The organism is Flavobacteriaceae bacterium, assembly GCA_014075215.1.
GTDB lineage: Bacteria > Bacteroidota > Bacteroidia > Flavobacteriales > Flavobacteriaceae > Polaribacter.
Genome location: CP046177.1, coordinates 2625776 through 2651465, shown reverse-complemented (window position 1 = coordinate 2651465; position 25690 = coordinate 2625776). Strand labels below are relative to the sequence as shown.

The window sequence follows — 25690 nt, the reverse complement described above, 5'->3', positions numbered from 1 at the left end:
ATGTAAATCGATGGAAATCAATACAATCGATAAGCGACTTCTATATGTTCCAAATAGATTAACAGGAACAAGCACTTTTGAAGGAAAGTACTTAGCATTGGATGAATTAGGGAAATATGTAAATGAAAATGATGTGCAATTTATGGTCAATAAGTTATTAGAATTTATAGACACAAAAAAAGAAATGCACGGTTGCTTTGATGAGTATAGTCTTCCTTCTCCCGAGCAATATGGCTTATTTTTTCGACAATTTTTCTTCGATTTGCGGAATCGCATTTTTATTCAGATAGAGGCAGTCCCAGATAGCAGTAATTACGATTTTATAATAAAACCTAGACCAAAAGTACAAAACTCTATGAAGTCATCTTCAAATATTAAGATATATAATGCTATTAAATCGGGTAGTTATTTAAGTGACCTGAATTTTAAAACTGGAACATTATAGTTAAGGTTTCTTCGCAAGAATCTTCGCATAAATTTTCGTTCTAACGAAACTTCTGTAAGCCAAATTTGTATTGTCAAATGATATTAAACAATACGATATGGAAACAATGACGAAAATTAAACAAAGCCTTTTAACCTAATATAGAGAGTTTGTCGCCGTATGAAATCTCAAAATTTCTACAGTTTCACAAAACGTTAGTGGATGATGCACTTTACTATATGGAAAACACGCCCGTATCGGTACAGGATGATTTAGAAACAGAAAAGAAAATCACACAGCTTTTTTCAGAAACCAAAAAATTAGTAATAAACAGTTAAAAAGAAACGCATTATGAGTACAGAAGAAAACAAACGCAATGAGTTTCTTTTTGTAAAACGACAGGATTTAAAAGAAGAATTACGCTTAACGGTCATAGAGGTAATGGCAGAATTTAAAGAAGAAAAAGTCTGGATTACTGCAGAAACGACTAAAAATATGCTTTCTATAAAAAGTGACACCACTTTACAAATGCTAAGAAATACGGGAAAAATCACGTTTAGTCAGCCACTTAAAAAGCTGATTTTATACAAAAAAGCATCGGTTCTGGAATATTTAGAAAAGCATAGTCACAAGCCGTTCTAAAATGTTCAAAAATGAGGCAGATAGTGGGATTTGGATTTCACCAGATTGTATGGTATAACAGTAAACCGCGAAAAATTACACATCATTTCAGCACAATGTGCCGACTTATCAATACCTCTATTGGTTTTTTTACAACCCATAACCTATTAAGAATGACCATGACAGCAGAAGAAAAAAAAGCATACAACAAAGAATATCGGAAAAACCGCATACATCGGATTATTATTTTTTCGCAGGAACAATACGATATGCTTTTGAAATTGGCACAGAAACACCACAAGCCTTTTAGTACACTCGTTCGTGAACTGGCTCTATCACAGGCAAAAAATCAATATGTACTTCCATTGGAGGAACAAACCCAGGAGGTGAAAATATTATTAGTTCGGATAGGTACTAACATTAATCAGATAGCACATATAGCAAACGCCACAAAGAAAATTTCGATCGAAATTATCAAAAAAATACAAACAGAATTTTCCGAATTGCAAAAAGCAATTATTGCCATCTATGATAAGCCACAAAGTGTGTCTGAATTAATAAGAAACACTCTTATCAAAACACCAAGTTATGCCGATGAAATCAAAACCGTTTTAAACCAATTACACTTATGATTATTAAAAGCCTAAGACACACTCAATTTTTATCCAATTACAGCGTGAATTACGTCTTTGACGGTGTTTCTGATGAGCCAGAAAATAGATGGATAGTATTCCAAAATATCACGACTGGATTTGACCGTCATTCCATCATACAAGAGTTCAATAGTAACGCTCAATATCTGACTAAGGCAAAAAATCGCAAGCGGTGCTACCGCTATCACGAAGTATTGGCGTTTAGTTATTCTAACTCTAATTCGCAGGATTTATCTCGTGAAAAATTACAACGTATTGCTAACAAATATCTCAAATTACGAGATCCACAGGGCTTAAGTAAAGCGTTGTGTGTTCCGCATTTAGACAAGGGAAGTCATTACCACATTCACATTTTATTAAGTTCCAATTTCATAGAAAGTTCTCGCTCTGGCGATATGCGTATGTCTAACGAACACTATTACAATTTACGGCGCGGTATAGAAAGATGGATGCTACAGGAATTTCCAGAACTTCATAGAAGCACGGTTTATCTTGAAGAAAAAGAAATCGAACAATTATTACCAGAAAAATATCGAAGTGAACGCCGATTAATGCAACTGGAAAAATCGCAAAAAAACAGGAATTATACGAAAGACAAAGTGGCGGAACGTATCAAAGGATTACTAGCAAAAAGCAACACTCTAGAACAATTTGAAACTCGTATCAATAACGAGCCAGAATATGCTACTTATAGCAGAAATGGACAGTTCACAGGCGTGGTACACAACAATAAAAAGTATCGCCTAAAAAACTTGATTCCACTTTATCATGAAAATTTCCTTGTGTTAAAGAGAATGCAGGAATTGGAACGCATTAATAACCGTGAACACTCACAAGAACGAGAACGGTAAAATCTATTTCATTACTAAAAACAAAAACTATATGTCATTTTTCAGGTATTCATATTCTCAGTATTCCGCGAAATTTTTAACAGGATTCCGACGTTTTTTTCTTCTCAATCGTTTTAAAAAAGGTTTAGTGATTGACGGCAAGGCTCGTATTTCTGAAAAGGATTCTTTGCAAGGAACACTCATATTAGGTTCTACAGGTTACGGAAAATCCACCGTTTTTAGTGTCTGTAATTTAATGACAATTAAAAATGCGAGTATGGTCGTAATTGATCCATCAAAAGAGCTTTATAATCTCACTCACAAATATTTGGAAAAACATTTTGAGGTCAAATGTATTGATTTAATTGAGCCAGAAAAAAGCAACCAATGGCAAGTTCTTTATATAGCCAAAACAAAAGAAGATATGCGCATGATTGCAGATGCGATTGTATCAAGTGTATTTAAAAAGGAATCGGTTAGTACTCTTTTTTGGAGCGAATCGGCTAAAAATCTCATTGGAGTACTACTTATAAGTGTTCTGCATCGCCCAGAACAGAAAAATTTGTGTTATATCTACTCAATGCTTAACCGTTTTAATGAGAACGACAAAGCAGAACTAACCAAAGAATTATCGGAACATTTAGATACTGAAACATGGCTTATCTACAAAGCTATTATGAGTCAGCCAGAAAAATTGGTAGGAAATGTCATTGCCACCTGTCGTACCGTTCTTGCACCAATGGCAACCCAAACCCTCAAAACCGTGTCAAACGGTAACGATATTGATATTGCCAGTTTGAGAAAAAAGCCAACGGTGTTGTTCATTAATATTGCTGAAAATCGTTTTAAGGAGTTTGGTTTATTTGTTTCCCTATTGCTAAGAGAAATCACAGAAACGTTTTCTGTAATGCCTAAAAAAAGTGATTTAACGCAATATCTATTATTAGATGAAGCGGGTAATTTCTATTGTCACAAGCTACCAAATTTCATAACTATTTGCAGGAAACGTAGGGTAAGTACGAGTTTGATATTGCAATCAATGAGGCAATTACGAACTCTATATAATGATGATGCAGATACTATCATTGAGAACACCAAAAATCATATTTATTTCCCTGGCTTATCGTTGGAAACCTGCCAACAGATTAGTCAGAAAATTGGCTATATCTACGAGGGCTTTGAAAGTACTTATTTCCCAACCAATAAAAAAAGAGGGCATAAGATTCCTTTAATGTCACCCGAAGCTATCAGAACTCTTAAAAACGGGTTTGGATTACTACTTAGCGGAAATCAACAAGTTGCATTACTCAAAATGATTCCGTGGTACAAGAATTTTTGGTTACGAATGAAATTACGAAACAAGCACAACACAAAATAACAGAAAATGGAATTACAAGAACTTAAAAAGAAAATAGACCGCTTTGACAAAAAAATTGCTCGTTTAAAAAAAGAAATTAATTATACCGAAAATTTGGAAAAAACTCTGAAAAAAAAAGAGACAAAACTATTTTTTGAATATGAAGCCTTGCACAGTGAATACTTCTATGAAAGGGGGTATCCAACAGATAACACCAGAAGAAAAGAGCTTTTTGAAATTCTTCCTAGAAAAATAGATTATCTCTGGATAGAAACATATTTAGAACGATTAGGAAATTACACAGAAGATAGTAAAAAAGACGAAATCATCATAATGTATTTTGAAAAGCTTAATAAGCTGTTAGAGAAGAAAGAAGAATTAAAAGAAAGTATAAAAAAATTACAAACCAATGAATAAATATTCAAATAAAAGTGAGGATTGGCTCCAGGATGAGTTGATTAAACGAGAGATTTTTTTTGAAAAACTAACCAGTATGCAAGAAATACAGGAAGAAATAAGACTTTATGAGGAAGAAACGGATTTACTGGAATTAAGAGAAGGTAAAAAACTTGTAGAAAAATCATTGGATTCTGCTATTGAATTTCTATTAGGTCAAATAAAAGAAACAACAAGCTCTATTGAGCAATTAAAATTAGAAAAACAGCGTATCAAAGAAACGATAAGGAAAAAGAAAAATGACCTTAATTCAAAATTAGAAATAGAGAAAAGAAGGAAAATTGTTAAACAAAGAGATAAAGCCCTTTTACAAAGTGCTGAAAAAGACAAAGAAATCGAAAACCTTAAAACACAGATAAGAACTTTCTCAAAAGAGATAGAACAGGAATTTTCAAAATTACAAAACACAAATTAATGAAAAATAATAGCAATAGGAAAAATGCTTGAATTATGGATGAAGAATTTGAAAGAAAAAAATTAATAAATAGAATAAAATTTCTAGATAAAAAGATTCTAGGTTTAGAAAAAAGAAAAGACAGTCTAGTTTTAAAAAGAAAAAGTATAGAGGAACAATTGTTCTTTATTTTTTCTGATTCAGAGAGAATTTACAGAAATAAAATTTTACAGGGTATTTTTAATAGCATCAACATTAATCACAATAATTCAGATGATAATTTTAAAATAGATTTTCTATGGATAGAAGCATTTTTATCAATAGTTAAAAAAGTTTTGGAAGGTCATAATAATATCAAAATACATAGTATTCAAAGCCATTTTGAGAAGCTTTTAATTCTCAGATATGAAAAAATTAAAATAGAAAACAAATGAGTTATTCGGATTATGATATATATGAACTTTTAGAATTGTACGATGAAAAGAAGTATCATTTAAGCAAATTGAAAGAACATAATAGTGAAGAGGAAACAAAAATAAAGGAAGCAAGTAAAAAAGTAGAAAATGAAAGATCAAAAGAAGAAAGGCATTGTAAAATATTGAATTTAGCTATTAAATTTCTACGAGAGGAAATAACTAACACAGAAACAGCTATTAAAAGCATAGAGCCTTTTAATCAAATTGTATCTAAAAAAGACAAAGAAATAGAGAATCTTAAACAACAGATAAAAGCATTCTCCACAGAATTAGAACAAGAGTTTTTGAAATTACACAGTTTGGAAAACGAGAAAAAAGAGTAGAAACGATATGGAAAACGAGATACAATCTTTTGGGAAAATCAAGAACATCATTGCACTATACAAGGCAGAATTACAAAAAAAAGAAGCAGAAATAGCAACGCTTACACAGCAAATCACAACCTTAAGCGAAGCCAAAGAAAAAGCCTTTACAGAAAGTTCCGCCAAAGATGAAACCATTACATCAAAACAGCAACGAATCACAGAACTTTTAAAGCAGATAACGGTATTAACTGAACAACTGGAAAATGCAGATTTGGAAATCGACAACAAAGACAAAACCATTAAAACTCTGAATGAGCAAATAACTGACCTAACCTTAGAAAAAGAAAAAGGACAACGGATATTAAAAGTGGTGAGTAAGGAGAAAACAGAACTCGTGCAAAACTTTGATACCAAGGTTAAAGAAAAAGCTGATAGCACCGCTATCAGACTGTTAAAGCAACCGTATTTGATACCTCGTTACATTACCGAACTACAAAAGCGAAAAACTATCGAACTCAAAGAGGGCGAACAAATGCTCAAAATAGCGCAAATGATGCAAGGTGTTAATGAAAAAACATTAGAAAGCAAAGAACAGGCTCTGGAAACTAAAGACTTGCAATTATCATTTAGGATAGAGAGGCAAGATTATGAGATAGAGAAGAATTTTAATGCACTTAATAAATTCATGGAAAATTTATCTATAGAGCGCAAAAAATGGGGGCTAGAAAAACGAGAAGATTTACTCAACCTAAAAGAAAAGCGTTTTGAAGTCGCTAAACAAACCGCCTACAATGAAATTTCTACAAAACAAATACAACTGTTCCAAAAAGAAGTGAATCTACAGCTTGATACCAAAGATTTTGATGTACAGAGGCGAGAAAAATTTGTAACGCTGTTACAAAAAGAACTACAAATTGACCGAAAAAATGTTTTGAATGAAATTGTAGAAAAAGCTTTTGATGTTAAAAAAAGAGAAACCGAATTACAGCTTTCACATCGGGAATCGGAATTTTCATTAAAAGAAAAAGAAGCGGTGCATCATCAAAAGGTCAATCTCTTTAAACTGATAGAAAAAGAGTTTGCTATTGAAAAACGGCAAACAATGTTTCAGCTTATGGAACAAAGTTTTGATATCAAACAAGAACGCACCGAATTGGAACATGACATCGAAGCAGAAGATTTTGCCAAAGACAAACGACTTTTTGAGATTGATAAACGAGAACTTCAAGCGTTTAACGCCGTAGCTGAATCTCAAATAAATCTGATGAAATCTAAATTAGAAAACGAACGACAATTATTATACCTCGATATCAATAGAGGTAAAAATATGAATGAAAATAACAAACGTCTTTTGGAAATCGACAAGGCAATGCAGGCGGTTAAAAATGAAGTAACATCGGCGAGATTTACCAAAACAGAAATCGAGCAATTCTCCAAAGAAAAGAATCTAGCCTTAACAGAGAGAGAGTTGAACCTAAAAAGAGATGTTCTGACAGGATTTCAAGACAAGTATCTCAATGAGAATCCGTATGACATTAAACGTTCTTATCGAGCGTTAGGATTTGAAGTTGACAGTCCATATAGAGAAGAATCTTCTCGCCTGAGAGAAGAACGAGATAACTTGTTGAATCAATTAGAAGAAAAAGAGAAAAAAGGAGAATAAAAATCGGATGCGTATTTTTTAATTTTTTTCTGCAAAATTTCGCCGAAATTTTTCAAAACCAAAAGCCTCACAATTTTGATCTGTTTTCGCTTTCCCGAAACCAATAGTTTTTTTGAGTGTGGATTATGACGATGAGGCTTTGGGTTTTCTGAATGGTGGAAACGAAGTGAGCGGATACGTGAGGTGTGCATTGGAGGTGAGCGAGTGAGTGAGTGAGTGAACGAACAAAAGAACGGTAATGGAATGATACGTGAATGAGGTGAGAGAACGAGCGAAAGAGAGAGCCAAACAATGACCGTATAGTAAGCTTGGTTTTCTACTCTAGTAAAATTAAAGAGTAAGAGGAATAAATTGAATACTACGACACCTTGTAAGCCCAATAGATATAGGGCTTTAGCAAAAAAGAGGTAGATAGACTAAATAATAGACCAAATTATAGGGCAAATACTAGAGAATTATGGAACAATTACCACAAAAATACGCATCAGAAATTGCACACCCAAGGGTGCAAAACTGGCTTGATGAATATTTTTATCAAAGCAGTTCTTCGGCTACTGAATTTGTTGAACTAGGACAAATCACTCCTTTTAGTAATACAGAATTTGTTGTCTTTTTTATGGAAAAATGGGTGGATTACTACGATAATCTATATGAGAAAAAAAGTAGTTTTGGAGATGTATTGGAATTGGCATCTATCACCGCCTTACGTGGTTTTAAGCGAGAAGAATTACAACTCATATTTTCCAATAAAACCTTGCCAGAAAATTACAAGTATTATCGTGTCTTTGATTATTTTACCATTATAGACAAAGAAGCACAAAACTATTTTATCGCTAAATATAATCGTGACGGCGAATCCTTAGATGATATTTTTCTAGCGTTACTCAAAGAGCGAATAGATACCGAAACCCCTGTACTTAAAATGGTGTTATTTACGCCTATTACGCACCTTATTCCCATAACGTCACTCTATAGACACGCTTACATTTTAGGACGTTCTGGAAGTGGTAAATCCGAACTTTTGAAATATCTGTTTTATACGTTATATAAGAACGATACACGGAGACAAAAATCCTTATGCCTACTCGAACCCAATGGCGACCTTGCCACGCAAATTTTACAGTTCTATCTGAATACAGGCAAGAACAAACAACGAGTGGTGTATCTTGACCCGTTTATTAGGGAAACAGCCAAAAAACTATTAGGAGAAGATATTTTTACAGACGATTATACGTTTGTACTCAATCCGTTCCATATTGAAAACCCCACCGAACGGGATATCAATTATACGACCCAAGAATTGGCAAGTGCCTTTTTTGAAATCCTCAGAAGTGAAGCTACGCCACAAATGAACTCCATTATACAAGCTTGTATTGATGTGCTGTTACGTGCCAATGATACCGATATTACAGACTTAAAACGGTTTATGGATGATGAAGAAAACCACGATTTAATCAAACTAGGTAGAACCAATCTCAACCCAGAACGCAGAAACCTTATTACCAAAAAATTTACAGAGGACAGAGTGAATCCCACCAAATCGGGTATTTATTTTAGGTTACAAAATATCATTGATAATACCGACTTACGAAACATCTTACAGGGAAAAAGTACGGTGAATATAGAACAGGAAATCAATAACGGAAAAGTGGTCTTGTTTAATCTTTCCAAAGGATTTTTAGGTGTAGAATCATCCACCTTGCTCGGCAAGCTGATTGTGGCACTTATGCAAGGAGCGGTGCGTAAACGGCAAAATAAGAACATTAAGGATAGAGTGCCAACGTTCTTTTTTATTGATGAGATGCAAAACTATATTACCAAAACCATTAAAGAAATTTTAGCAGAGAGTAGAAAATACGGATTGCACCTGATTATGGCAAACCAAATTCTTGGTCAGGGAATGGACAGGGAACTACAACGGCTTATTATAAGTAATACCGCTATAAAAATTGCAGGGCATAATGATGAAGATAGTGTCAAAGCAATGGCACAACAAATGCGAAATATCACACCAAATGACTTCCATAAACTCGAAAAATACAATTTTCTATGTTATGACAATACAGGCGCACAAGCGACGGCAAATGTTATCAATGTTCCTGATACCCTCGTAAATATACAACCACCAATGTATCAGAACAAAGAAGAATTAAAGGAGTTCTTTTTGTGGTTGGTGTATGAAAGTGGCTATTACGTGAAAAAGAACAAAACCATTAAACAGAAAGTTGCTCAAACAGAACCGACACCAAACGATTCAGTGACATCAACTATTTACAATCCAAATTTTGAAGATTAATTATGACTGCAAAAAACATTCTCTGGGCGCATACGATAACCAATATTCAAGAAAATATCTTGGTAGGACTGGCACGCTATAAATTTCTCACGTCTAGCCAAATGCTATCATTAAATGTTGGCACAAAACACTATCCGTATTTGTGGAAACAGTTAGTCTCCTTGCGTGACCGTAACAAGCCATTGGTACAATGTCATAATTTCCCTGCACCTAACCCCAGAAAAGGACGGGTCGAATCAATGTATTTTTTGACGAAAGAAGGCAAAAGACAAATTTTACAGAATGGATTTATGTCTTCTGAAGAAACCATCAAAATACCGATAGGAAAAACAATCGCCTACAAAGATTATTTTCACAGAAAATATACGATTGATTTTCAAATACAGCTTGATACGTGGGCGAATGAAAATAACAAGACTGTTGAATTTTTTGATACCTATTTTGATAAAACAGGCAACAACAGAACAGGAAAAAATTTGAGAGCCAAAACAAGAATTGATTTTACAGGCAACGATTTTTTTATCCCTGATGGTGTTTTTAAAGTTGACGACCAATTTTTCTTATTTGAAATGTACAACGGTAAAGATACAGGGCGTGTCATAGAACAACTCCACAAACACGCAGAAGCTCTCACGTATCGCTATACGCACAAAACGTATAATTTAGATACTAAGAAAGCGTATAAAACCATACTGCTATTTGAGTTTTTATTGGCGAAAAATGCGCTATTACAACGTATACAAAATGAACCGTCTTTTGAATTTATACGCCCTTATTTTTTGGCAAAATCTCTTGAAGAATTGCATCAGGAATCGTTTGTGTTGTGGATGGATTTGGAAGGTGTTAGTAAAAAAATTATTTAAGGTTTCAGTAGCTACTATTCTTTAACTGTTGCAAACTTGATAATCCCGAATAAAGCCACAAATAAACCTGCTCCTAAACCTGTGGGGTCAGCCCCCTCGGTAAATGATAATATCAAACCAGTAACAACTAATACAAACTCCAAAACCATTGAAATAATTCCGTAAGTTTTTTGCTTGCTGAAATCACTTGTGGATGCACCAGAGATAAATAATATAATAACGATAATTTGAATAATAATACCAAAAATTAATGCTGGTGGCTCCAAAGAAAAAAACAAAAATATTAACCCAGCAATAGCAGGGAAAATAAAAGTCTTATTCAAACCTTTGGCAGTATTCAGATTTAAAAAATCCATATAGTTAGTTTTTAGAGAAGTAAATATATTAAAAATAACTGTAATTCTTTTTTAGGGGATTATTAAGGGGCTTGCCCTTTAATCAAGTGTGCCAAATCATCCATCTATATAGATTCACTATTGATTTGGCGTACTTGCTTAGAAATGTTTCATTTCTTTTTTTTGAGTTCTTTGTGTCTTTGAGGTGCTGGCAGAAATAAGTGAAAAGGTACATTTCTCAAAATCCATATAAGTCTAAACTCTTTTTAAAGATTCTTGAATGTAAAGTAGTGGAATGAAAGAATATTTGGAATGCGTTTATCCGTTTTCTAACTAGAAAAACCTAAACCATAGTTTTTTATTCTTTATATGTAACAACCTGAAAATAAAGAAGTCTAATACTTTACAATTATTAAATTAATATCTTTGGTATTGCACAAGTAGCAGTTTTTAATTAGAGAGAAATGAATAAACTTAAGAATTTTCAGAGGATTTTAAGCTCTATTATATTGTTGTCATTAATAATGATTCAGAATGAAATATTCGGATTTTTAAAAGATTCTAGCAATGAGTTTTCTGGAATTTTAATCGTAGTTACAGGAATTTTTCTAATAGCATCCTTTGAGGTTGTAAATTACATTTTAAGTCAAATTATTAATAATTGGGATTGGCTTAAAAAAATAATACTTAGAGATGATTATATCGAGGGAACTTGGATAACAGCAGTGCCTTTTCAAAACACTATTCATTATGGGATTTTTACAATAAAATTAAAAGATGGTCAATACTTAAGTAGTGGTACAAGATATACTCCAGATTGCATTCCTCAACAGACTTGGAGGACAGAGGCTTCTAAATACGAAATGAATTCTCTTAAGTTAATTTATAAGTCAACTTTTTTTTCCAATGAAATAAAAGAAGAACACAATGGATTGGCGATATATAAATTTCAAAACTCTTCAAATAATTATTTTTCATCACCTAACTTAATAAATGGTTCGGTATATTCAGTTTCAAATAAGGAAAATGAATCTATTTCATTTGTTGGATATAAAATTACTGTAAGCAAAGATTTGGAAATACTAAATAAACCAGATAATATGAAGGATAAATTTAAAGCAATAATTGATTCGCCATATTTGAAGTTAAATACAAAAATAAAAAGAAGTAAAAACATCTAAAATATGAAAAAAATAACATTGATAATTCTCATTGGTCTAATACTTTTTTCTGCTTGTAAAAATAAGCAGAAAAAGGAAAAAGTAACTGTTGGCTACCTTAATATGGTGTCAAGTCTTACTCATTTTGTCGCTATAGAAAAAGGATATTACACAGAACAAAATCTCGAAGTGATTGGAAACCCTGTAAAAACAAGTAACCTCATTGCTCAAGAACTAGTAGCAGGGCATATTGATGTAGGTATTGAACTTGCAATAACTCCAGCTCTAAAACAACTTGAACAATCGCCGAACTCAATTAAAGTTTTCTCTACCAGTAACATAACTACTGAAAATGGATTTGATGCTGTTGTGGTTAAACAAAATTCGTCAATTCAAAACCTTCAGGATTTAGCAGGTAAAAAAATTGGTGGTTTCCCTGGAACAACTGCTAAGGTTTCATTTCTTCAATTATTTAAAGAGAAATTTTCAGAATTGGAACAACCTGAATTTATCCAATTGACACCAAATTTACATATTCAATCATTGAAAACTGGTGATATTGATGCCTTGTTTGCATACGAACCAGTACTGAGTACAGGAATAGTAAACCATAATTTTAGAACAATATTTCCTTCCATTTATGGAACACAATTTACACCAAATCCAATTGGTGTTGGTGCAGTAAATCAAAAATGGCTTGAAGAAAACCCTGAAACTGCTAAAGCTTTTTTCAAAGCAATTGACGAGGCTATTCAATTCATTGAAGATAATCCTATCAAAGCAAAGAATATACTTGCTAAGGCTACAAATATTGATTCTAATATAGCACAAAATATGAATACCTTACCTCTTTCTAAATCTAATGAAATTGACTTAACAAACTTGGATAAATATTTAACTTTACTAAAAGAATTAAATGAAATAACTATAGTTCCTTCTGCCTCTTCAATATCTATTAAACAATAAAAAAGGATGCCTATTTCAATTAATAACATATCATTCAAATATGAAAATGGGAATTCAAAAATTCTAGAAAATGTCAATTTAGATATCAAGGAAAATGAAACAATAGCAATATTGGGGAAAAGTGGTGCTGGAAAGTCAACATTACTAAATATTATATCGAATTTCTATTATCCTTTAACTGGAGAAATTGAACTAAACGGAATAATCTCAAAAGACATTACCTACATACGTCAGTCTGCTATAGAAATGTTGTTTCCTTGGAAAAATGTTCAAGAAAATGTTGATTTTTCTTTAATTGAGAGAAATCAATTTACGGAATCTAATAAAAAAAGAAATGCGGAGCTCTTAAAAATTTTAAAGCTTGACGATAAGAAAAAACAATACCCAAGCGAATTATCTGGAGGTGAAAAAAAGCGACTTTCTTTCTCTTGTGGTTTAAGTTATTCGCCAAAATTAATTCTTCTTGATGAAGCATTTACTGGTATAGACTTTTCTCTTAAATGGGAGTTGTGGGCTTTCCTGAGAACCGAAATTGAAAAGCTAAAAGCAGAGGCTATAATTGTTACTCACGATTTCGATGAAGCTCTGTTATTAGCTGACAAAATTGTTTTTTTGAACCCTAATAAGAAGATTGACGACATAGTAATTGATACAAAAGGAATAAATAAAAAGAACATAGCTAAAGCAATATCATCAAATGAATTTAATGAGTTGAAAATAGAAACACTAAAAGCATACAATAAAATTAATGAAGCAGTCTAAGAAAAATAATTTCAAATCAGCTTTAGTGGGAATATTATTTCTGCCTATTTTGATAGGATTGTTTTTTACAATTCTAAGATTCTTTAGTCCATCCACAATAAAATTTCCTACTGTTATTGAAATCTATCAAGATTTTATCTCTTCATTATTTGATATGGAAGTTCTCAAAGCACTTCTATCTACTTCAAAATATGTGATAATTAGTGTTTTTGTATCTATTATATTTGGAGTTACATTAAGTTTTATTCTTAATTTAAACAAAAAGGTTTGGTCTGCTATAGAGCCGACAGTTGACTTTTTAAGGTCTGTACCTATTACTTTTTTCATACCTGCTTTTGCGGTAATTCTTGGAGTTTCGTCACCCAACATTATTTGGATATTAGCAGTTATCCCAAGTGCTCTAATAATTATAGTAAACGTCGCCTATGGTATCAAAGAACTTGAAAAATCAGATAAACAAAATAGACTACATCAGTATCAATTACTTTCTGGAAAGAAAGGCAAATGGGAATCATTCATAAAAGTGAAAATTTATGAAATTCTGCCACATTTTATGAGCGGATTTAAAGTTGCTTTATCGTATGCAATTGTAATTGTAACTGTCTTAGAGTTTATGCAAATGGGAAATGAGATTGGTTTGGGTAGGTTAGTATATGATGAAATGGAACAACTCAATTATGAGAGAGTGTATTCGATAATAATTATTGTTGGATTGATTGGATATTTACTCAATCTACTTCTTGACAAATTAATATCTAAAAAATATGGGAGATAAGAATTCAGATTTATTAAAATGGCATCGTGATAAAAAAGTAATATATCCTCTAACTATTGGATTATTTGTAGGAGTACTTATATCAATTATATTTTTAAGCTCTGATTGCAATCCCGATTCCCAAGAATATGATAAATTTTTGTGCTATTTATCTAAAAACAAGACATTAACGATATTGTATTGGGGATTATTAATGGCATTTTTAACAAATTTGTTGACTGGGAAAAAGATCCGTATGATAAATATCCCAAAATATAATTCTAAGTCAAGGATAGCAATTTTAATTCCAGTTTCGTGCAGTGAATATTACGAAAGCGAAGATTTAAAACTTATGCTCGAAGGGTTTGGAGAAGGAATTAGTGATTTCGCATTCAAAACTAATTATAAGCTATCCGAAAGTTATGAAATAGTATTGATAGATAGTAAGAACTTTGAACTAGCTTTAAAAAAGGTAAAAGAAGAAATTGAATTTGGCACCAAATACTTCATTAGTACATTAAGTAGCTTTTCAACAGATTTATCTGATGAATTTTTGAAACTTTCTGACGAAGCCATTCTAATTAATACTATTAGTGGAACGACTGCAATAAAGGAAGTCAAGAATAGAATATATAATTTCTACCCTACCTCAATTAGTGAAGTAGATGCTATTATTGACTGTATAGAAAGTAGAAACCTAGAAAATCCATTTATTTATAATTTCAATTCAAAATATACCAGAGAATGTAGAGATTATTTTATTGAAAAATGGAATGAAATAAAATCTAAAGACAAGCACATTAGCAAAAAAGAAAACTCTTATGAGTTTATTAACCAAAGTAGTTTTGACTTAAGTCATCCAAAATTCATTAATGATAAAGTGCATAACTCGGGTGTTTTGCTAATTTTTGGATATGGCAATTCTTTTTATGATTTATTAGATGTTTTAAAACCAAAAGTAACCGATATAAACAGTAAATACATATATACTATATCTACATTTAAGTATAGGAGTTGGAAAGTAAAAGAAGAAGACACATTAAATGGATTAAAAACAATAACTGTTCGACCAAAAATGCAAGATTCTAAATTTTATACAGAAAAAGATGTCGTTAAATATTTCTCTGAACAAACCTTGGATAGGTTTTTGAAGTCTCTTGAGCTGATTAATGCTCAAAATTTGTTATTCGATAATGCTTGGAATGAAACATCACCTAACCGATTAGAGTATGATATTAGTGGTAAGGTCAAAGTTGAAACTATTGAATTATGAAAATTCTTATCATAATAGATATGCTTAATGGATTTTGTAGAAACGGAAATCCACTTAGTTTGTCGGATTGGACAGATAGTATTGAAAAAGAAATTGAATCTAAGATTAAAGCATACAGAAGTAGAGGAGATAAATATTTTTTTATATGTGACTCTCATACCTCTAGTGACCCAGAAATAAATAAACCTTATCCATCACATTGTATGAAAGGGACAGATGAAGCAAAAATCATCGACACTCTTGAAAATTATGCAAACGAAGAAAATACTTTAACTAAAAATACGCTTAGTATAACTCATAATACGAAACTTATTGAAAGATTAGAAGACTTAAACATCACGGAAATAGAAGTAACTGGGGTGTGTACAGATATTTGTATTTTGTTTGCAGTTTACGAATTGAGAATTAGAGGCTACAAAGTCATTGTAAATTCTAAAGCTGTTTTACCTTTGAAATCTGAAAATCAAGATTTATTTCTGAATTATATGGACGAATTATTAAGTGCTAATATTGAATAAAACCAAGACTAAAAATAATCCTGATTTAGAAACCTATTCAGTCTTCTATAATTTCCTTTCAGTACTTTAAAATTCAAAATTATTAAGCTAAATGATTCTTTTTTAAAACATAGAAAACTGCCCTGTTTTGTTGTTAAGAATTTCTTTTATATCCTCATAATTATCATCTGTTTTTTGTGATGCTTTTTGAGTTTTGTTTGTTTTTGGAAACAAATCTCTCACCATATCAAAAGGATTGATAGTATAACGGACATAATTATAGGCTTGTTGAACATTGTCGATATATTCAATTTGTGGGATGCCTGTTTCGTGTAGCTTTCTATTAACTACAAACGCACCCTTGAAATCATTGCCAGGGAATAATCCGTTATCCGAAATGACAATTCCGTGAATACCGTGGTGCATTAAATTAAGGGTTGCCATTTTTGCACACGTAAAATCAAGGTCAACTAAGAAGTGAAATCCTCCTAAAGAAACTGAATTTGATGCTAAGGAAAAACGACCACTTCCGCAACAAGGGTCGCTAAATGTTTCGCTCTTTGTAGGTGCAACAATTTGAGCCATAAAATTACAAATCGGTGCAGGAGTAAAGAATTGTGCAAATCCCTTTTGTTTGGATAAAGCTGCACTTTCGTAAAATGTTCCAAAGAAATCATACCAATCAGAATCACTCTGTATCTCTTTATCGAGTATTTTGATAACTTCATACATCATCAAAGTAAACTTTTGGCGTTCTTCTAATTTATAACGTTTCTGTATCAATTCTCGATTGAACTCATAATCAAAACACCACGCATTGATATAGAGGTCGAGAAAGTCTTCAAAAACGTAATAATATCCATTACGACGATATAAGGTCTGAAACATATTGTTAAAGTTTTTAAAATTATGAGGTACGTGTTTTGTTTTGCTCATTGTGAAAAGAAATTAAAAATTAAATATGCCCTTTCACAAGTTGAACAAACGACAAAAAGCACAAGGAGGAATTTGCAAAAGCATTCCTTGTGCATTTTGGCAGTTCAACTACTTTTGGCAGATTTTGTTTAATCTCTTTTGAGTAATTGACACGATATTTATAATGAGATAATTAAGCGATTTTTTGAATTAATTAAACTTTTATTAAATATCTCCTTCATCGGCAAAAGAATAATAATTGTCTTTAGTTAGAATAATATGGTCGAGCAGTTTGATGTCTATTAAATCAGAGGCTTGTTGTATTTTTGCGGTAAGTTCTTTGTCTGCTTGTGATGGCTTGGTATTGGAACTCGGATGATTATGACAAGCAATCATCCCTACAGCTCCGCATTGTAATGCTCCTACCAAAATCAAACGAATATCTACGAGTGTACCAGTAATACCACCTTGACTATGTGGATATAATCCAATGACTTGGTTGTAATTATTGAGATACAGTATTTTAAATTGTTCTTGCAATTCCAGAGAATCGTTATCCCAGAATGCTCTTAGGATTTCAGATGCTTGTCGGCTGTCGAGTATTTTAATGCGGTCATCGGTAGCAACTTCTTTGTGATAATGGAGTTTAATTTCCGCAACTGGAATCTGTTCTAGAACTCTGGATCTAAACTTAGTTTGTAATTCTTCTTTAGTAGGCTCAAAGGGTTTGTGAAGATAATTTAGTGATGATTTTTTAGGGGTATTCATTAATAATAAAGTGAAAAAGTAAAAAGAGGTTTTAATAATAAGATTGCAATAAAGAAATCTCAGAAATGTATAATGACGTTTACATTATTTAGAATTGTTATCTGTTCTGTTGTGGTAATGAATACAAACCTTTCCGTATCATTTCCTGTAAATATTCACGGTACGTCATGTCGCCATATTTTTCGAGGAATAGGATTTGATTACGAATGCGATACAATTCTCCGATATGACCAACGATTGAGTACGGATTATTGAAATGCTCATCACATAAGAATTTTACCAAAAGTGGATTGTGACGGAGTTCTTCGAGGTTAAAGATTGCTCCTTTGTGGATGTCGAAATCAGGAACTGAACTGACCAATCGGCGATTGACCTTGATAACATTGAGGTTTTTCATAAGAAAAAGGGGTTAGAAAATAGAAAAAAAGACTTTTCAGAATGAAAAGCACTTTTTTCGTGCGAAGATTTCTAACACACAATTTTAAAATCTGATTGTAATTTCGATTGCTCAAAAATCTTTTGGACGCAATGGTAGACGTCAACAAAAGTTTTCCACATTGGAGTTATGCACATTCCTATTGAGTATGGTATAACGTATCTCCTCATTATTATTTGCTATTCCCCTTTAATGAAAAAATGGAAATCAAAAGACATTACCGCCTTTCAGAAACTGTATTTGAAGCATTACGGTCTAAAACGCAATGCAGACAAAGCAAACCAAAACTCTGTAAAAAGAGAATAAATCAAAATTTTCATTTTATCCTCAATATATTTTTACCCTATTTTTATGAAAATACCTCTTATTCTTCCTCTTTTTAAACGCTTTGCATTACACGAAAAAGGAATGAAATCAAAAACTATTAAAGAAATTATCGCCATAGTCTCTGCACTATCAAAAGAACTTTCAAATCCCTCGATTTCAGTCATTACAACTGCAAAAGTCCGTGAATTTATGTATCAAAGAAAACTAGAACGTATGTGGACGAATAAAACCTTTAGAAATTATCGCCAGTACCTAAAAACCTTTTTTGATTTCTGTGTTCGAGAAGATTATATAAAAGTGAATCCTGTTGAAAAAATTGATAAACCAAAACTGCCTAAACGTATTCCTCGATGTCTTGACAAAAATCAAATCGAAAATCTATTATTGCACTTAGATGGTTATTCGTGGTTCAATGATTTAGAAGCCAAAAGAAACAAAGCTATCATTCGTACATTCTTATTTACGGGTGTTCGATTAAATGAACTTTTGAAATTAAAAACAACTTCTATAAATTTTGAAGCCTCAGAAATTATCATCTATCAAGGAAAGGGGAGTAAGGACAGGGTAATTCCTATTCACCCAGACTTAATGCCTTATCTCAAAGCGTATCAAGATGTAAAGAAAATTTCTACAGAATACTTCTTTTCCAGTATTCGTTCAGATAAACCACTTACAGAAAACAATCTATACAGAATCATCAAAAAAATACGAAGTAAAACCAAATTTCACTTCTCTCCGCATCAGCTACGACATACCTTTGGCAAACTTTCTATTGAAGGCAATCTCAATCCGTTTAAATTACAAAAGATTATGGGTCATTCTAGTATAGAGACTACGCAAATTTATGTGTATGTGAGCGATAACAACCTTAAAGAGAGTTTTCAGAAAACGGTGTTATTGTAATGGATGTTTACTCACTTGGTCTTGCAAATGATGCACCGTTGCAGACAAATAAATGGTAGTTGTTTTAATATCACTATGACCCAATAATCGAGAAACGCTAAAAAGGTTACAGCCTGCCTCAAGCATTAGAACGGCAAAGGTGTGACGAAGCAAATGAGCGTGAATATGTATGCCAGACTTTTTGCCAATTTTCCTAAGTAGTCGAGGAATAACTTCTGCACTCATTTGTGCTGTGCAAATAAGCGAAACAAAAAAATAAACACTTCTATCATTAATTTTGGAACGTACAGCAAGGTATTTTTCTAAATACTTTTTTAATTGAGCATTTATCGGAATCATTCGGTCTTTTTTGCCTTTTCCTGCCTGAACAAATAAAATACTTTCTTTAATATTCACATCGTTGATTTTTAGATTAAGTAATTCTTGTAATCTAATTCCTGTAAAAAGAAAAACAGCAAGAATAGCTACCGCTCGTGGTTTTTCGTAATAATGATGATAGGGATAACATTTCGCCCAATCTAAAATAAGGGTGGATTGTTCTTTGGTTAAATGTTTAGGGATTTTTGATTCTAATTTAGGAACAGGAATATCATCAGCAGGGTTCTTTTGCATATAACCCTTTGTAACACACCATTTGAAAAACAAGCGCACATTACCTAATCGAGTGCGGATGGTTTTAGCTGACCAATTTTTCTCGCATTTTCCGTGAATAAGCCATTGTTCAATCACATTTTGAGTAACTTCTTCGATGTGATAAACTTCCGTATGTTTCACAAAATAATTAATAACCTCTTTGAACCATTTAATGGTTCTTGGTGTGTTGTTTTTAAAAACAATTTGATACTGACAGAACTCTTGATGCCGTTGGAGAATGTTATTCATTGTGACTATCGGGTAAAACCTGACAGTCGTTAGACGAATACTTTTTTTATGCAAACGCCACTTTGTGGTTGTTATAGTCTCATTCTGGTTGCGGAGGCAGGATTCGAACCTGCGACCTTCGGGTTATGAGCAAGTCCATAGATTTTTGAAATGGATAAACTCGCTTCCAGAGTGAGACAATACGTTTTTTGGTAAAAAAATTATTCACTTTTTAACGATTGTCGGGCTAATTATAAAGACTAGGAAAATGGCTGTCAATTTTTCTTAATTCTAACATATAATTACTTTTCATCAAAGTTCTTCAGTAATTCATCCTTAAACTCCAAACTAAACAGAGAAAGTTCTTGCCTATGTTTTAAGTTCAATTTAGATAAAGCATATTTAAAATAAGTATCAATAGTGTAAGGTTTGACATTCATTTTTTTGGCTAATAGTTGTCTATCAGTAGTTTCGGCTGATAGTAATGTAAGTTCTCGTTCACGAGGACTTAAATCAGAAATTCCATAGAGCGACTCGGAAAAAATTGTACATAAAAACTCATTTCGTTTTTTTAATAACCGTTTCATTGTTGGAGATTCATACGCTCCATTTGCGATTACATTGATTAAGGTTTCAGAAAATTCTTTAAACGAACAACCTTTGTCTAAAAAACTATGAAAACCGCTCGCCGTAGCTTTTTTCATAATGCGATAGGAATTGTAATTAGTCAACGCAATAACTTTTACTCTTGGTTCAAATTCCAAAACGCTTTTGATTATATAAAAACCGTCAATTTCGGTTTCTCCAGAAAATTCCAAATCACAAAAAATGAGGTCGATGGAAATTTCGCGAATTTTAGAAATTGCCAATCGTGCGGTACTTGTAAAATAACACTTTGCTTTGGGTTTTACTTTTTTTATTCGCCCTTCAATTCCTTCTTTTACTAGAGCGTGGTCGTCTATAATGAGAATATTCATATTAAGATGAATAAGGAATGTTAGCTGTAACCGAAAAACCGTTTTGATGTACTATATTTAAAGTGCCATTCATTAAGGTAATTCTGTCTTCTATATTTTTATAACCGTTCCCTTTTTTAAAAGTTGTTGTTCCTATACCATTATCCTTATACATAAACACTAAAGTATCATCATTGGAAACTATCTGTATTTGTGTTTGTGAAGCCTTGGCATATTTTAGGTTATTGGCAATGAGTTCTTGTATGATTCTAAAAATATGAGTGCCGTGCGGTTCTTTGATTTGCAAATGGCGTGGTGTGATTTCAAAAGTAAACTCTTGTGTTTCGGTGTTGTCTGGAATAATGTCCAAGACTCTATCAAAAAACATTTCGTTGTGCATTGGTGTATTGTCTAATTGATGTGAAATGTCTCGTACTTCGTTATAGGTTTGTAACAGTCTGTGTGATAGTTTAATTTGAGCAGATTCGCTATCGTGTACCAATTTCATCAATGTTCCTGCAATATTATCGTGCAATTCTTTACCAATTCTGCTTTTCTCAGCTTCACTAGATTTTACTGAATTTTCCAATAAGGCTAATTGGTGCTGTTGTTTGCGTTTGTTCCAATAAAAATAGCCAAAGCTTACAATCAATAATAATGCTCCCAAGACGGCAAAAATGGTGTATTTTGATTGCGTTAAAGAGGCTTCTTTTTGAATGTTCTCGTTAGTGAGTTTTAAGATTTCGTTTTCCTTTTGCTGAGTTTCATATTTGGTTTCCAACTCAGCAATATTCGTTTTCATTTTTACGCTTCGAAGGCTATCCGATATTACTTTCGATTCTTCAAGAGCATCAAAAGCCTGCTTATATTTTCCCTGTTGGTAATTAATCTCTGCTAATGATTGTAGTATATGCATCAATTCATATGGAAAGTTGCTACTTTTAGCTAGGTCACGTGCTTTTAAAATATGGAACTCAGATTTTGAAAGGTCATTCATCTTGCTATATAAATTACCAAAGCCGTGATAAGAATTTATAATGTCCCGCTTACTACCATATTGTTCCTTTAGACGCAGTGCCTTTTTATAATAAACAAGCGATGAATCATATTTTTTTGTTTTATCATATACTATGGCAATATTGTTGTATGTTTTTCCTAAACTAAAATAGTTTTTGGTTCTTGCTTCAAAATCGGCAACGTCCTTATTGAATTGTAGAGCTTCTTCAAAATTTTTAAGATTTTTATTGATGATTGCTAACGTTTTTTTGGTCTTATAATACCCCCCAGAATCACCAATCTTATAAGCCAACTTCATTGAACTTTCTGAAAATTCATATGCCTTTTCATTATTTTTCAACCTAACATTAATAATGCCCAATAAATTCAAGGCTTGTATGGCTCTTTTCTTGTCTAACACCTTAAATATATCCTGAGCTTTCAATATTTTTTTCGTAGCATTTTCATAATCACCGACATATTGCAAAACATAACCTTGATTAAAATATGTTTCTGCTAGTAGTAACGAATCTGGTTTTTTTGTCAAAATCGAAAGTGCTTTATCTAATTGCTCTTGTCCTTTTTGAGATGAGCCAACTTTTGTATAGTGCCTTGATAATGTATTTAAGATTTTTATTTGGGAAATATCATCTGTTTTATTCAACAATAAGTTTTCTAGACTATCTATTTTCTTTTGACTTTGGCAATACATAAGTTGTATAAAAATCAAAAAAAATACGGCAATTATTTTCTTCATAAGTCCTTTTATGGTTAAGTCTCAAAGGTATGGAAATGAAATTTATAGATTATCCTAATGTGGTTAGGTTAGGGTTTGTAAAGTGAAGCTAAGTTTGTACCAACTATTAAAACTAAAACGGATATGAAGAAAATCTACATACTAATATTGTTCATTCTTTCCATTACTAATACCATTGCTCAACAAACATTTGTTCCAGATGATAATTTTGAGCAGAAACTTATAGTGTTGGGCTATGATAATGTTTTAGATGATTTTGTTTTAACGGCTAATATAAGTTCCGTAGTTGAATTAGATGTAAGCGGAAATAACATTAATGGTCAAGGTATAACTGACCTTACAGGAATTGAAGGATTTATTGCGTTAGAGGTGTTAAAATGTGGTGGAAATAGATTAACAAACCTTGATGTTAGTAATAACACAGCACTCAAATATTTAGATTGTAAGGAAAACAAATTCATCAGTTCTCTTAATTTAAATAATAATACGGCTCTCACTTTTCTGAACTGCTACGACAACGATTTGGCTAACTTAGATGTTAGCAACAATACCGATTTAAAGGAACTATACTGCTTTATTAATGAGATTAATTCCTTGAATATAGTAAATAATACAAACTTAGAGGTTTTAGCGTGTCATTATAATAACCTAACAAGTATTACACTAGGCAATAACCAAAATCTAACACATTTGTTTTGTAAAGGAAATAATTTGTCAACAATAGATGTTAGTCAGCTTTCACGGTTATATACATTAGAAGCAATTGATAATAATATAAGCTCAATAGATTTAAGCAACAACACAAATCTTTCTTACATCTATCTATCGGACAATCAATTATCAAATTTAGATGTAAGTAGTTTACCTAATCTTTCGGTTCTACTCTGTAAAAATAATCAGTTAACTTCTTTAGATGTTAGAAATGGAAACCAAATATATGTCACCCTTTTTGATTCTAGTGGAAACAGTGGTTTAGCGAATATTTTAGTTGATGACCCTAATGGCTCATATTTGTCATCTTGGATTAAAGATACTAACACTAATTTTTCTGAATAACACTTATAAAATAAAAATATGAAAAAATTATACTTTAAATATTTATCACTCATTTATTGTCTTTTTACATTAAGCTCTTTAAGTGCACAAATTGATTCTAATAGACCTGAGAATACTGTTAGATATCAGAATATCCACTATGTAATTGACCAAGAAGCTACAAACATAGGGGAATCTGTAATTGAAGAAAAGCATAATAAAAGTATTAATCTTTTAAAAACGATTTTACTGGCTGACCTTAGAATAAGGAATCTATATATAATACCGAGAGCAGATAATGAATATGTAACTAATATTTCAGGTGTTCCTAATGATGCCAATCAAACACTATCAAATTTTAGTAGTTGGGTTTTAGACACTTCTAATAACTGTGATGTTAGAGATATGCAAGCATTTACAACAGGATTTGGTGGGGGTACATTGCCAGGTTCTGCTGCTCAATATGCTGGAGTAGCATTTGGTGATTTAGTGTCAGGATATAGTGTTTTTTCTCTATTCAATGGACCAAGAGAGGATATAGTACTTGCTCACGAGTGGGCACACTCTGTAGGTGCTTTGGAAGGAGACCATTCACAAGGTATTTCTCATTTTGATGCTCTACAGGTCGTTGATATAGCTGATGGTCTTTTTACACAAAGAATTACAACTTCAACAGGCTGGGGTTTTGCCAATAATGCAGCACCGTTTTTTTCAATACCAATTGCGCATAATGGTTATGATATTGCAAATGGCGGAAGTGGTTTTTTAACAATAAATCAATTTGACACCAATGATAATTTTTCGGCACATTATGATATCCCTGTTAAAAAGATGGATAACACTAATGATTTAGTAAATCGTATAGGCACTATTAATTCAAACTCACGACATATATTGCCAGCAACGCAAGAAGCCACTTTTGGATGTGGTGTTGTAGAACATAGTTTGTCTCGAAGAACTAATATGAGTTTTGATAATACCTCTACAGGAATATTTACACATTATCAAAATCATATGAATTATTTGCGTGAAGAAAGCACTGGAGGAGTGCCAGCAATACCACAAATTACTGTGATAAATGGAAAAATAAACGTAACTAACCTATCTGATTATAATATGCAATTTCCAAATACAACAAGTGCTACTTATCAAAACTTATATTTTACTAAAGGAGATTATGAAGTTTATGTTTATGAAGCAACTAATTCAAATTCAGGTGCTCAAATTGCTGGTCCAATTACATTAGGTCAAATCATAACAAATTTGCCTAATAATAATTATGTGGTTAGAGTGTATGAAAGATGGTCTAATAGTTTAAGTCCAGCAAGTAATGCTGTGACTTTGAGTATAGAAGAACAAGAACTATCAAATCTTTCAATCTACCCAAACCCAACAAGCAATATAGTATCTATACAAGCAGATGAAATTCTTAAGAGTATTGAAATCTATACATTGTTAGGGGCAAAAGTGCAAACCATAAAAAGCATAGAATCAAATAGTATAGATATCTCATTAAACCATTTTTCATCAGGTATATATCTTTTAAAAATATATGGCAATCGAGGATCTTCTGTAAAACGCTTAATTAAAAACTAATCAAACAACATCTTATGAAATCAATATATTCAATCCTATTAGTACTTTTTTTTAT

The 25690-nt window shown here is 32.1% G+C and carries 28 protein-coding genes; 21 read left to right on the top strand and 7 right to left on the bottom strand.

Annotation, left to right across the window (positions count from 1 at the left end):
* Positions 1–10: 10 nt before the first annotated feature.
* From GKR88_13035 to GKR88_12980, 12 genes are all read left to right on the top strand, one after another.
* Positions 11–445, top strand: coding sequence for a hypothetical protein (locus GKR88_13035; protein QMU65125.1), 435 nt, complete (start codon positions 11–13; stop codon positions 443–445).
* Between the two features lie 330 nt (positions 446–775).
* Positions 776–1066: a DNA-binding protein gene (locus tag GKR88_13030; GenBank protein QMU65124.1), complete on the top strand. Its 291-nt coding sequence runs from the start codon at positions 776–778 to the stop codon at positions 1064–1066.
* A gap of 11 nt (positions 1067–1077) precedes the next feature.
* Complete coding sequence (gene mobC, locus GKR88_13025) at positions 1078–1677, top strand: plasmid mobilization relaxosome protein MobC (protein ID QMU65123.1); 600 nt, start codon at positions 1078–1080, stop codon at positions 1675–1677.
* A complete protein-coding gene (locus GKR88_13020; GenBank protein QMU65122.1) occupies positions 1674–2549 on the top strand; it encodes a relaxase/mobilization nuclease domain-containing protein in 876 nt (291 codons plus the stop codon). Before mobC ends, GKR88_13020 begins: the two co-directional genes overlap by 4 nt.
* A gap of 31 nt (positions 2550–2580) precedes the next feature.
* Positions 2581–3906, top strand: a complete 1326-nt coding sequence (locus tag GKR88_13015) for a TraM recognition domain-containing protein (protein ID QMU65121.1) — start codon at positions 2581–2583, stop codon at positions 3904–3906.
* A gap of 6 nt (positions 3907–3912) precedes the next feature.
* Positions 3913–4302, top strand: a complete 390-nt coding sequence (locus tag GKR88_13010) for a hypothetical protein (protein QMU65120.1) — start codon at positions 3913–3915, stop codon at positions 4300–4302.
* Positions 4295–4756: a hypothetical protein gene (locus GKR88_13005; GenBank protein QMU65119.1), complete on the top strand. Its 462-nt coding sequence runs from the start codon at positions 4295–4297 to the stop codon at positions 4754–4756. The genes GKR88_13010 and GKR88_13005 overlap by 8 nt, the downstream gene beginning before the upstream one ends.
* 35 nt (positions 4757–4791) lie before the next feature.
* Complete coding sequence (locus GKR88_13000; protein QMU65118.1) at positions 4792–5169, top strand: hypothetical protein; 378 nt, start codon at positions 4792–4794, stop codon at positions 5167–5169.
* A complete protein-coding gene (locus GKR88_12995; protein ID QMU65117.1) occupies positions 5166–5534 on the top strand; it encodes a hypothetical protein in 369 nt (122 codons plus the stop codon). The genes GKR88_13000 and GKR88_12995 overlap by 4 nt, the downstream gene beginning before the upstream one ends.
* A 7-nt stretch (positions 5535–5541) precedes the next feature.
* The gene (locus GKR88_12990) at positions 5542–7179 is read left to right on the top strand and encodes a hypothetical protein (GenBank protein ID QMU65116.1); all 1638 of its coding nucleotides are present in this window, start codon (positions 5542–5544) and stop codon (positions 7177–7179) included.
* 457 nt (positions 7180–7636) lie between these two features.
* A complete protein-coding gene (locus GKR88_12985; GenBank protein QMU65115.1) occupies positions 7637–9475 on the top strand; it encodes a TraM recognition domain-containing protein in 1839 nt (612 codons plus the stop codon).
* A gap of 2 nt (positions 9476–9477) precedes the next feature.
* Positions 9478–10338 (top strand): hypothetical protein, encoded by an 861-nt coding sequence (locus tag GKR88_12980; GenBank protein QMU65114.1) that lies wholly within the window; start codon positions 9478–9480, stop codon positions 10336–10338.
* A 14-nt stretch (positions 10339–10352) separates the two neighbouring features.
* Here GKR88_12980 and GKR88_12975 read toward each other — a convergent pair whose 3' ends face one another.
* Positions 10353–10694: a hypothetical protein gene (locus GKR88_12975; protein QMU65113.1), complete on the bottom strand. Its 342-nt coding sequence runs from the start codon at positions 10692–10694 to the stop codon at positions 10353–10355.
* Between the two features lie 503 nt (positions 10695–11197).
* Between GKR88_12975 and GKR88_12970 the strand changes: the two genes are divergently transcribed.
* Genes GKR88_12970 through GKR88_12945 form a run of 6 tightly spaced genes read left to right on the top strand, consistent with a single transcriptional unit; the run spans position 11198 to position 16106 of the window.
* Entirely contained in the window at positions 11198–11854 is a 657-nt protein-coding gene (locus GKR88_12970) for a hypothetical protein (GenBank protein ID QMU65112.1), read from the top strand.
* Positions 11855–11857: 3 nt separating this feature from the next.
* Positions 11858–12799, top strand: coding sequence for a transporter substrate-binding domain-containing protein (locus GKR88_12965; protein QMU65111.1), 942 nt, complete (start codon positions 11858–11860; stop codon positions 12797–12799).
* 6 nt (positions 12800–12805) lie between these two features.
* Positions 12806–13561 (top strand): ATP-binding cassette domain-containing protein, encoded by a 756-nt coding sequence (locus GKR88_12960; protein QMU65110.1) that lies wholly within the window; start codon positions 12806–12808, stop codon positions 13559–13561.
* On the top strand, positions 13548–14336 hold the full coding sequence (locus tag GKR88_12955) for an ABC transporter permease subunit (GenBank protein ID QMU65109.1): 789 nt from the start codon (positions 13548–13550) through the stop codon (positions 14334–14336). The genes GKR88_12960 and GKR88_12955 overlap by 14 nt, the downstream gene beginning before the upstream one ends.
* Positions 14326–15588 carry a hypothetical protein gene (locus GKR88_12950; GenBank protein QMU65108.1) on the top strand — a complete coding sequence of 421 codons (1263 nt, stop codon included), beginning with the start codon at positions 14326–14328 and terminating at the stop codon, positions 15586–15588. Before GKR88_12955 ends, GKR88_12950 begins: the two co-directional genes overlap by 11 nt.
* The gene (locus GKR88_12945) at positions 15585–16106 is read left to right on the top strand and encodes an isochorismatase family protein (protein ID QMU65107.1); all 522 of its coding nucleotides are present in this window, start codon (positions 15585–15587) and stop codon (positions 16104–16106) included. Before GKR88_12950 ends, GKR88_12945 begins: the two co-directional genes overlap by 4 nt.
* A gap of 102 nt (positions 16107–16208) precedes the next feature.
* Here the strand turns inward: GKR88_12945 and GKR88_12940 are convergent, their stop codons facing one another.
* The 3 genes from GKR88_12940 to GKR88_12930 all read right to left on the bottom strand — a co-directional run bounded on the left by GKR88_12940 (position 16209) and on the right by GKR88_12930 (position 18165).
* Positions 16209–17021, bottom strand: a complete 813-nt coding sequence (locus GKR88_12940; GenBank protein QMU65106.1) for an N-6 DNA methylase — start codon at positions 17019–17021, stop codon at positions 16209–16211.
* A 204-nt stretch (positions 17022–17225) separates the two neighbouring features.
* Positions 17226–17768 carry a DNA repair protein gene (locus GKR88_12935; protein QMU65105.1) on the bottom strand — a complete coding sequence of 181 codons (543 nt, stop codon included), beginning with the start codon at positions 17766–17768 and terminating at the stop codon, positions 17226–17228.
* 97 nt (positions 17769–17865) lie between these two features.
* A complete protein-coding gene (locus GKR88_12930; GenBank protein QMU65104.1) occupies positions 17866–18165 on the bottom strand; it encodes a hypothetical protein in 300 nt (99 codons plus the stop codon).
* Positions 18166–18555: 390 nt separating this feature from the next.
* Between GKR88_12930 and GKR88_12925 the strand changes: the two genes are divergently transcribed.
* Positions 18556–19434: a tyrosine-type recombinase/integrase gene (locus GKR88_12925; protein ID QMU65103.1), complete on the top strand. Its 879-nt coding sequence runs from the start codon at positions 18556–18558 to the stop codon at positions 19432–19434.
* On the opposite strand, the gene GKR88_12920 is transcribed toward GKR88_12925, so the two are convergent.
* From GKR88_12920 to GKR88_12910, 3 genes are all read right to left on the bottom strand, one after another.
* Complete coding sequence (locus GKR88_12920) at positions 19426–20316, bottom strand: tyrosine-type recombinase/integrase (protein QMU65102.1); 891 nt, start codon at positions 20314–20316, stop codon at positions 19426–19428. The two genes, GKR88_12925 and GKR88_12920, sit on opposite strands and share 9 nt — an antisense overlap.
* A 281-nt stretch (positions 20317–20597) precedes the next feature.
* Complete coding sequence (locus GKR88_12915; GenBank protein QMU65101.1) at positions 20598–21272, bottom strand: response regulator; 675 nt, start codon at positions 21270–21272, stop codon at positions 20598–20600.
* A gap of 1 nt (position 21273) precedes the next feature.
* The gene (locus tag GKR88_12910) at positions 21274–23004 is read right to left on the bottom strand and encodes a tetratricopeptide repeat protein (protein ID QMU65100.1); all 1731 of its coding nucleotides are present in this window, start codon (positions 23002–23004) and stop codon (positions 21274–21276) included.
* Positions 23005–23127: 123 nt separating this feature from the next.
* Here GKR88_12910 and GKR88_12905 point away from each other — a divergent pair, with 123 nt between their 5' ends.
* Both GKR88_12905 and GKR88_12900 read left to right on the top strand, forming a co-directional pair.
* Positions 23128–24060: a hypothetical protein gene (locus GKR88_12905; GenBank protein QMU65099.1), complete on the top strand. Its 933-nt coding sequence runs from the start codon at positions 23128–23130 to the stop codon at positions 24058–24060.
* Between the two features lie 18 nt (positions 24061–24078).
* A complete protein-coding gene (locus tag GKR88_12900) occupies positions 24079–25635 on the top strand; it encodes a T9SS type A sorting domain-containing protein (GenBank protein ID QMU65098.1) in 1557 nt (518 codons plus the stop codon).
* The last annotated feature ends 55 nt before the right edge of the window (positions 25636–25690 follow it).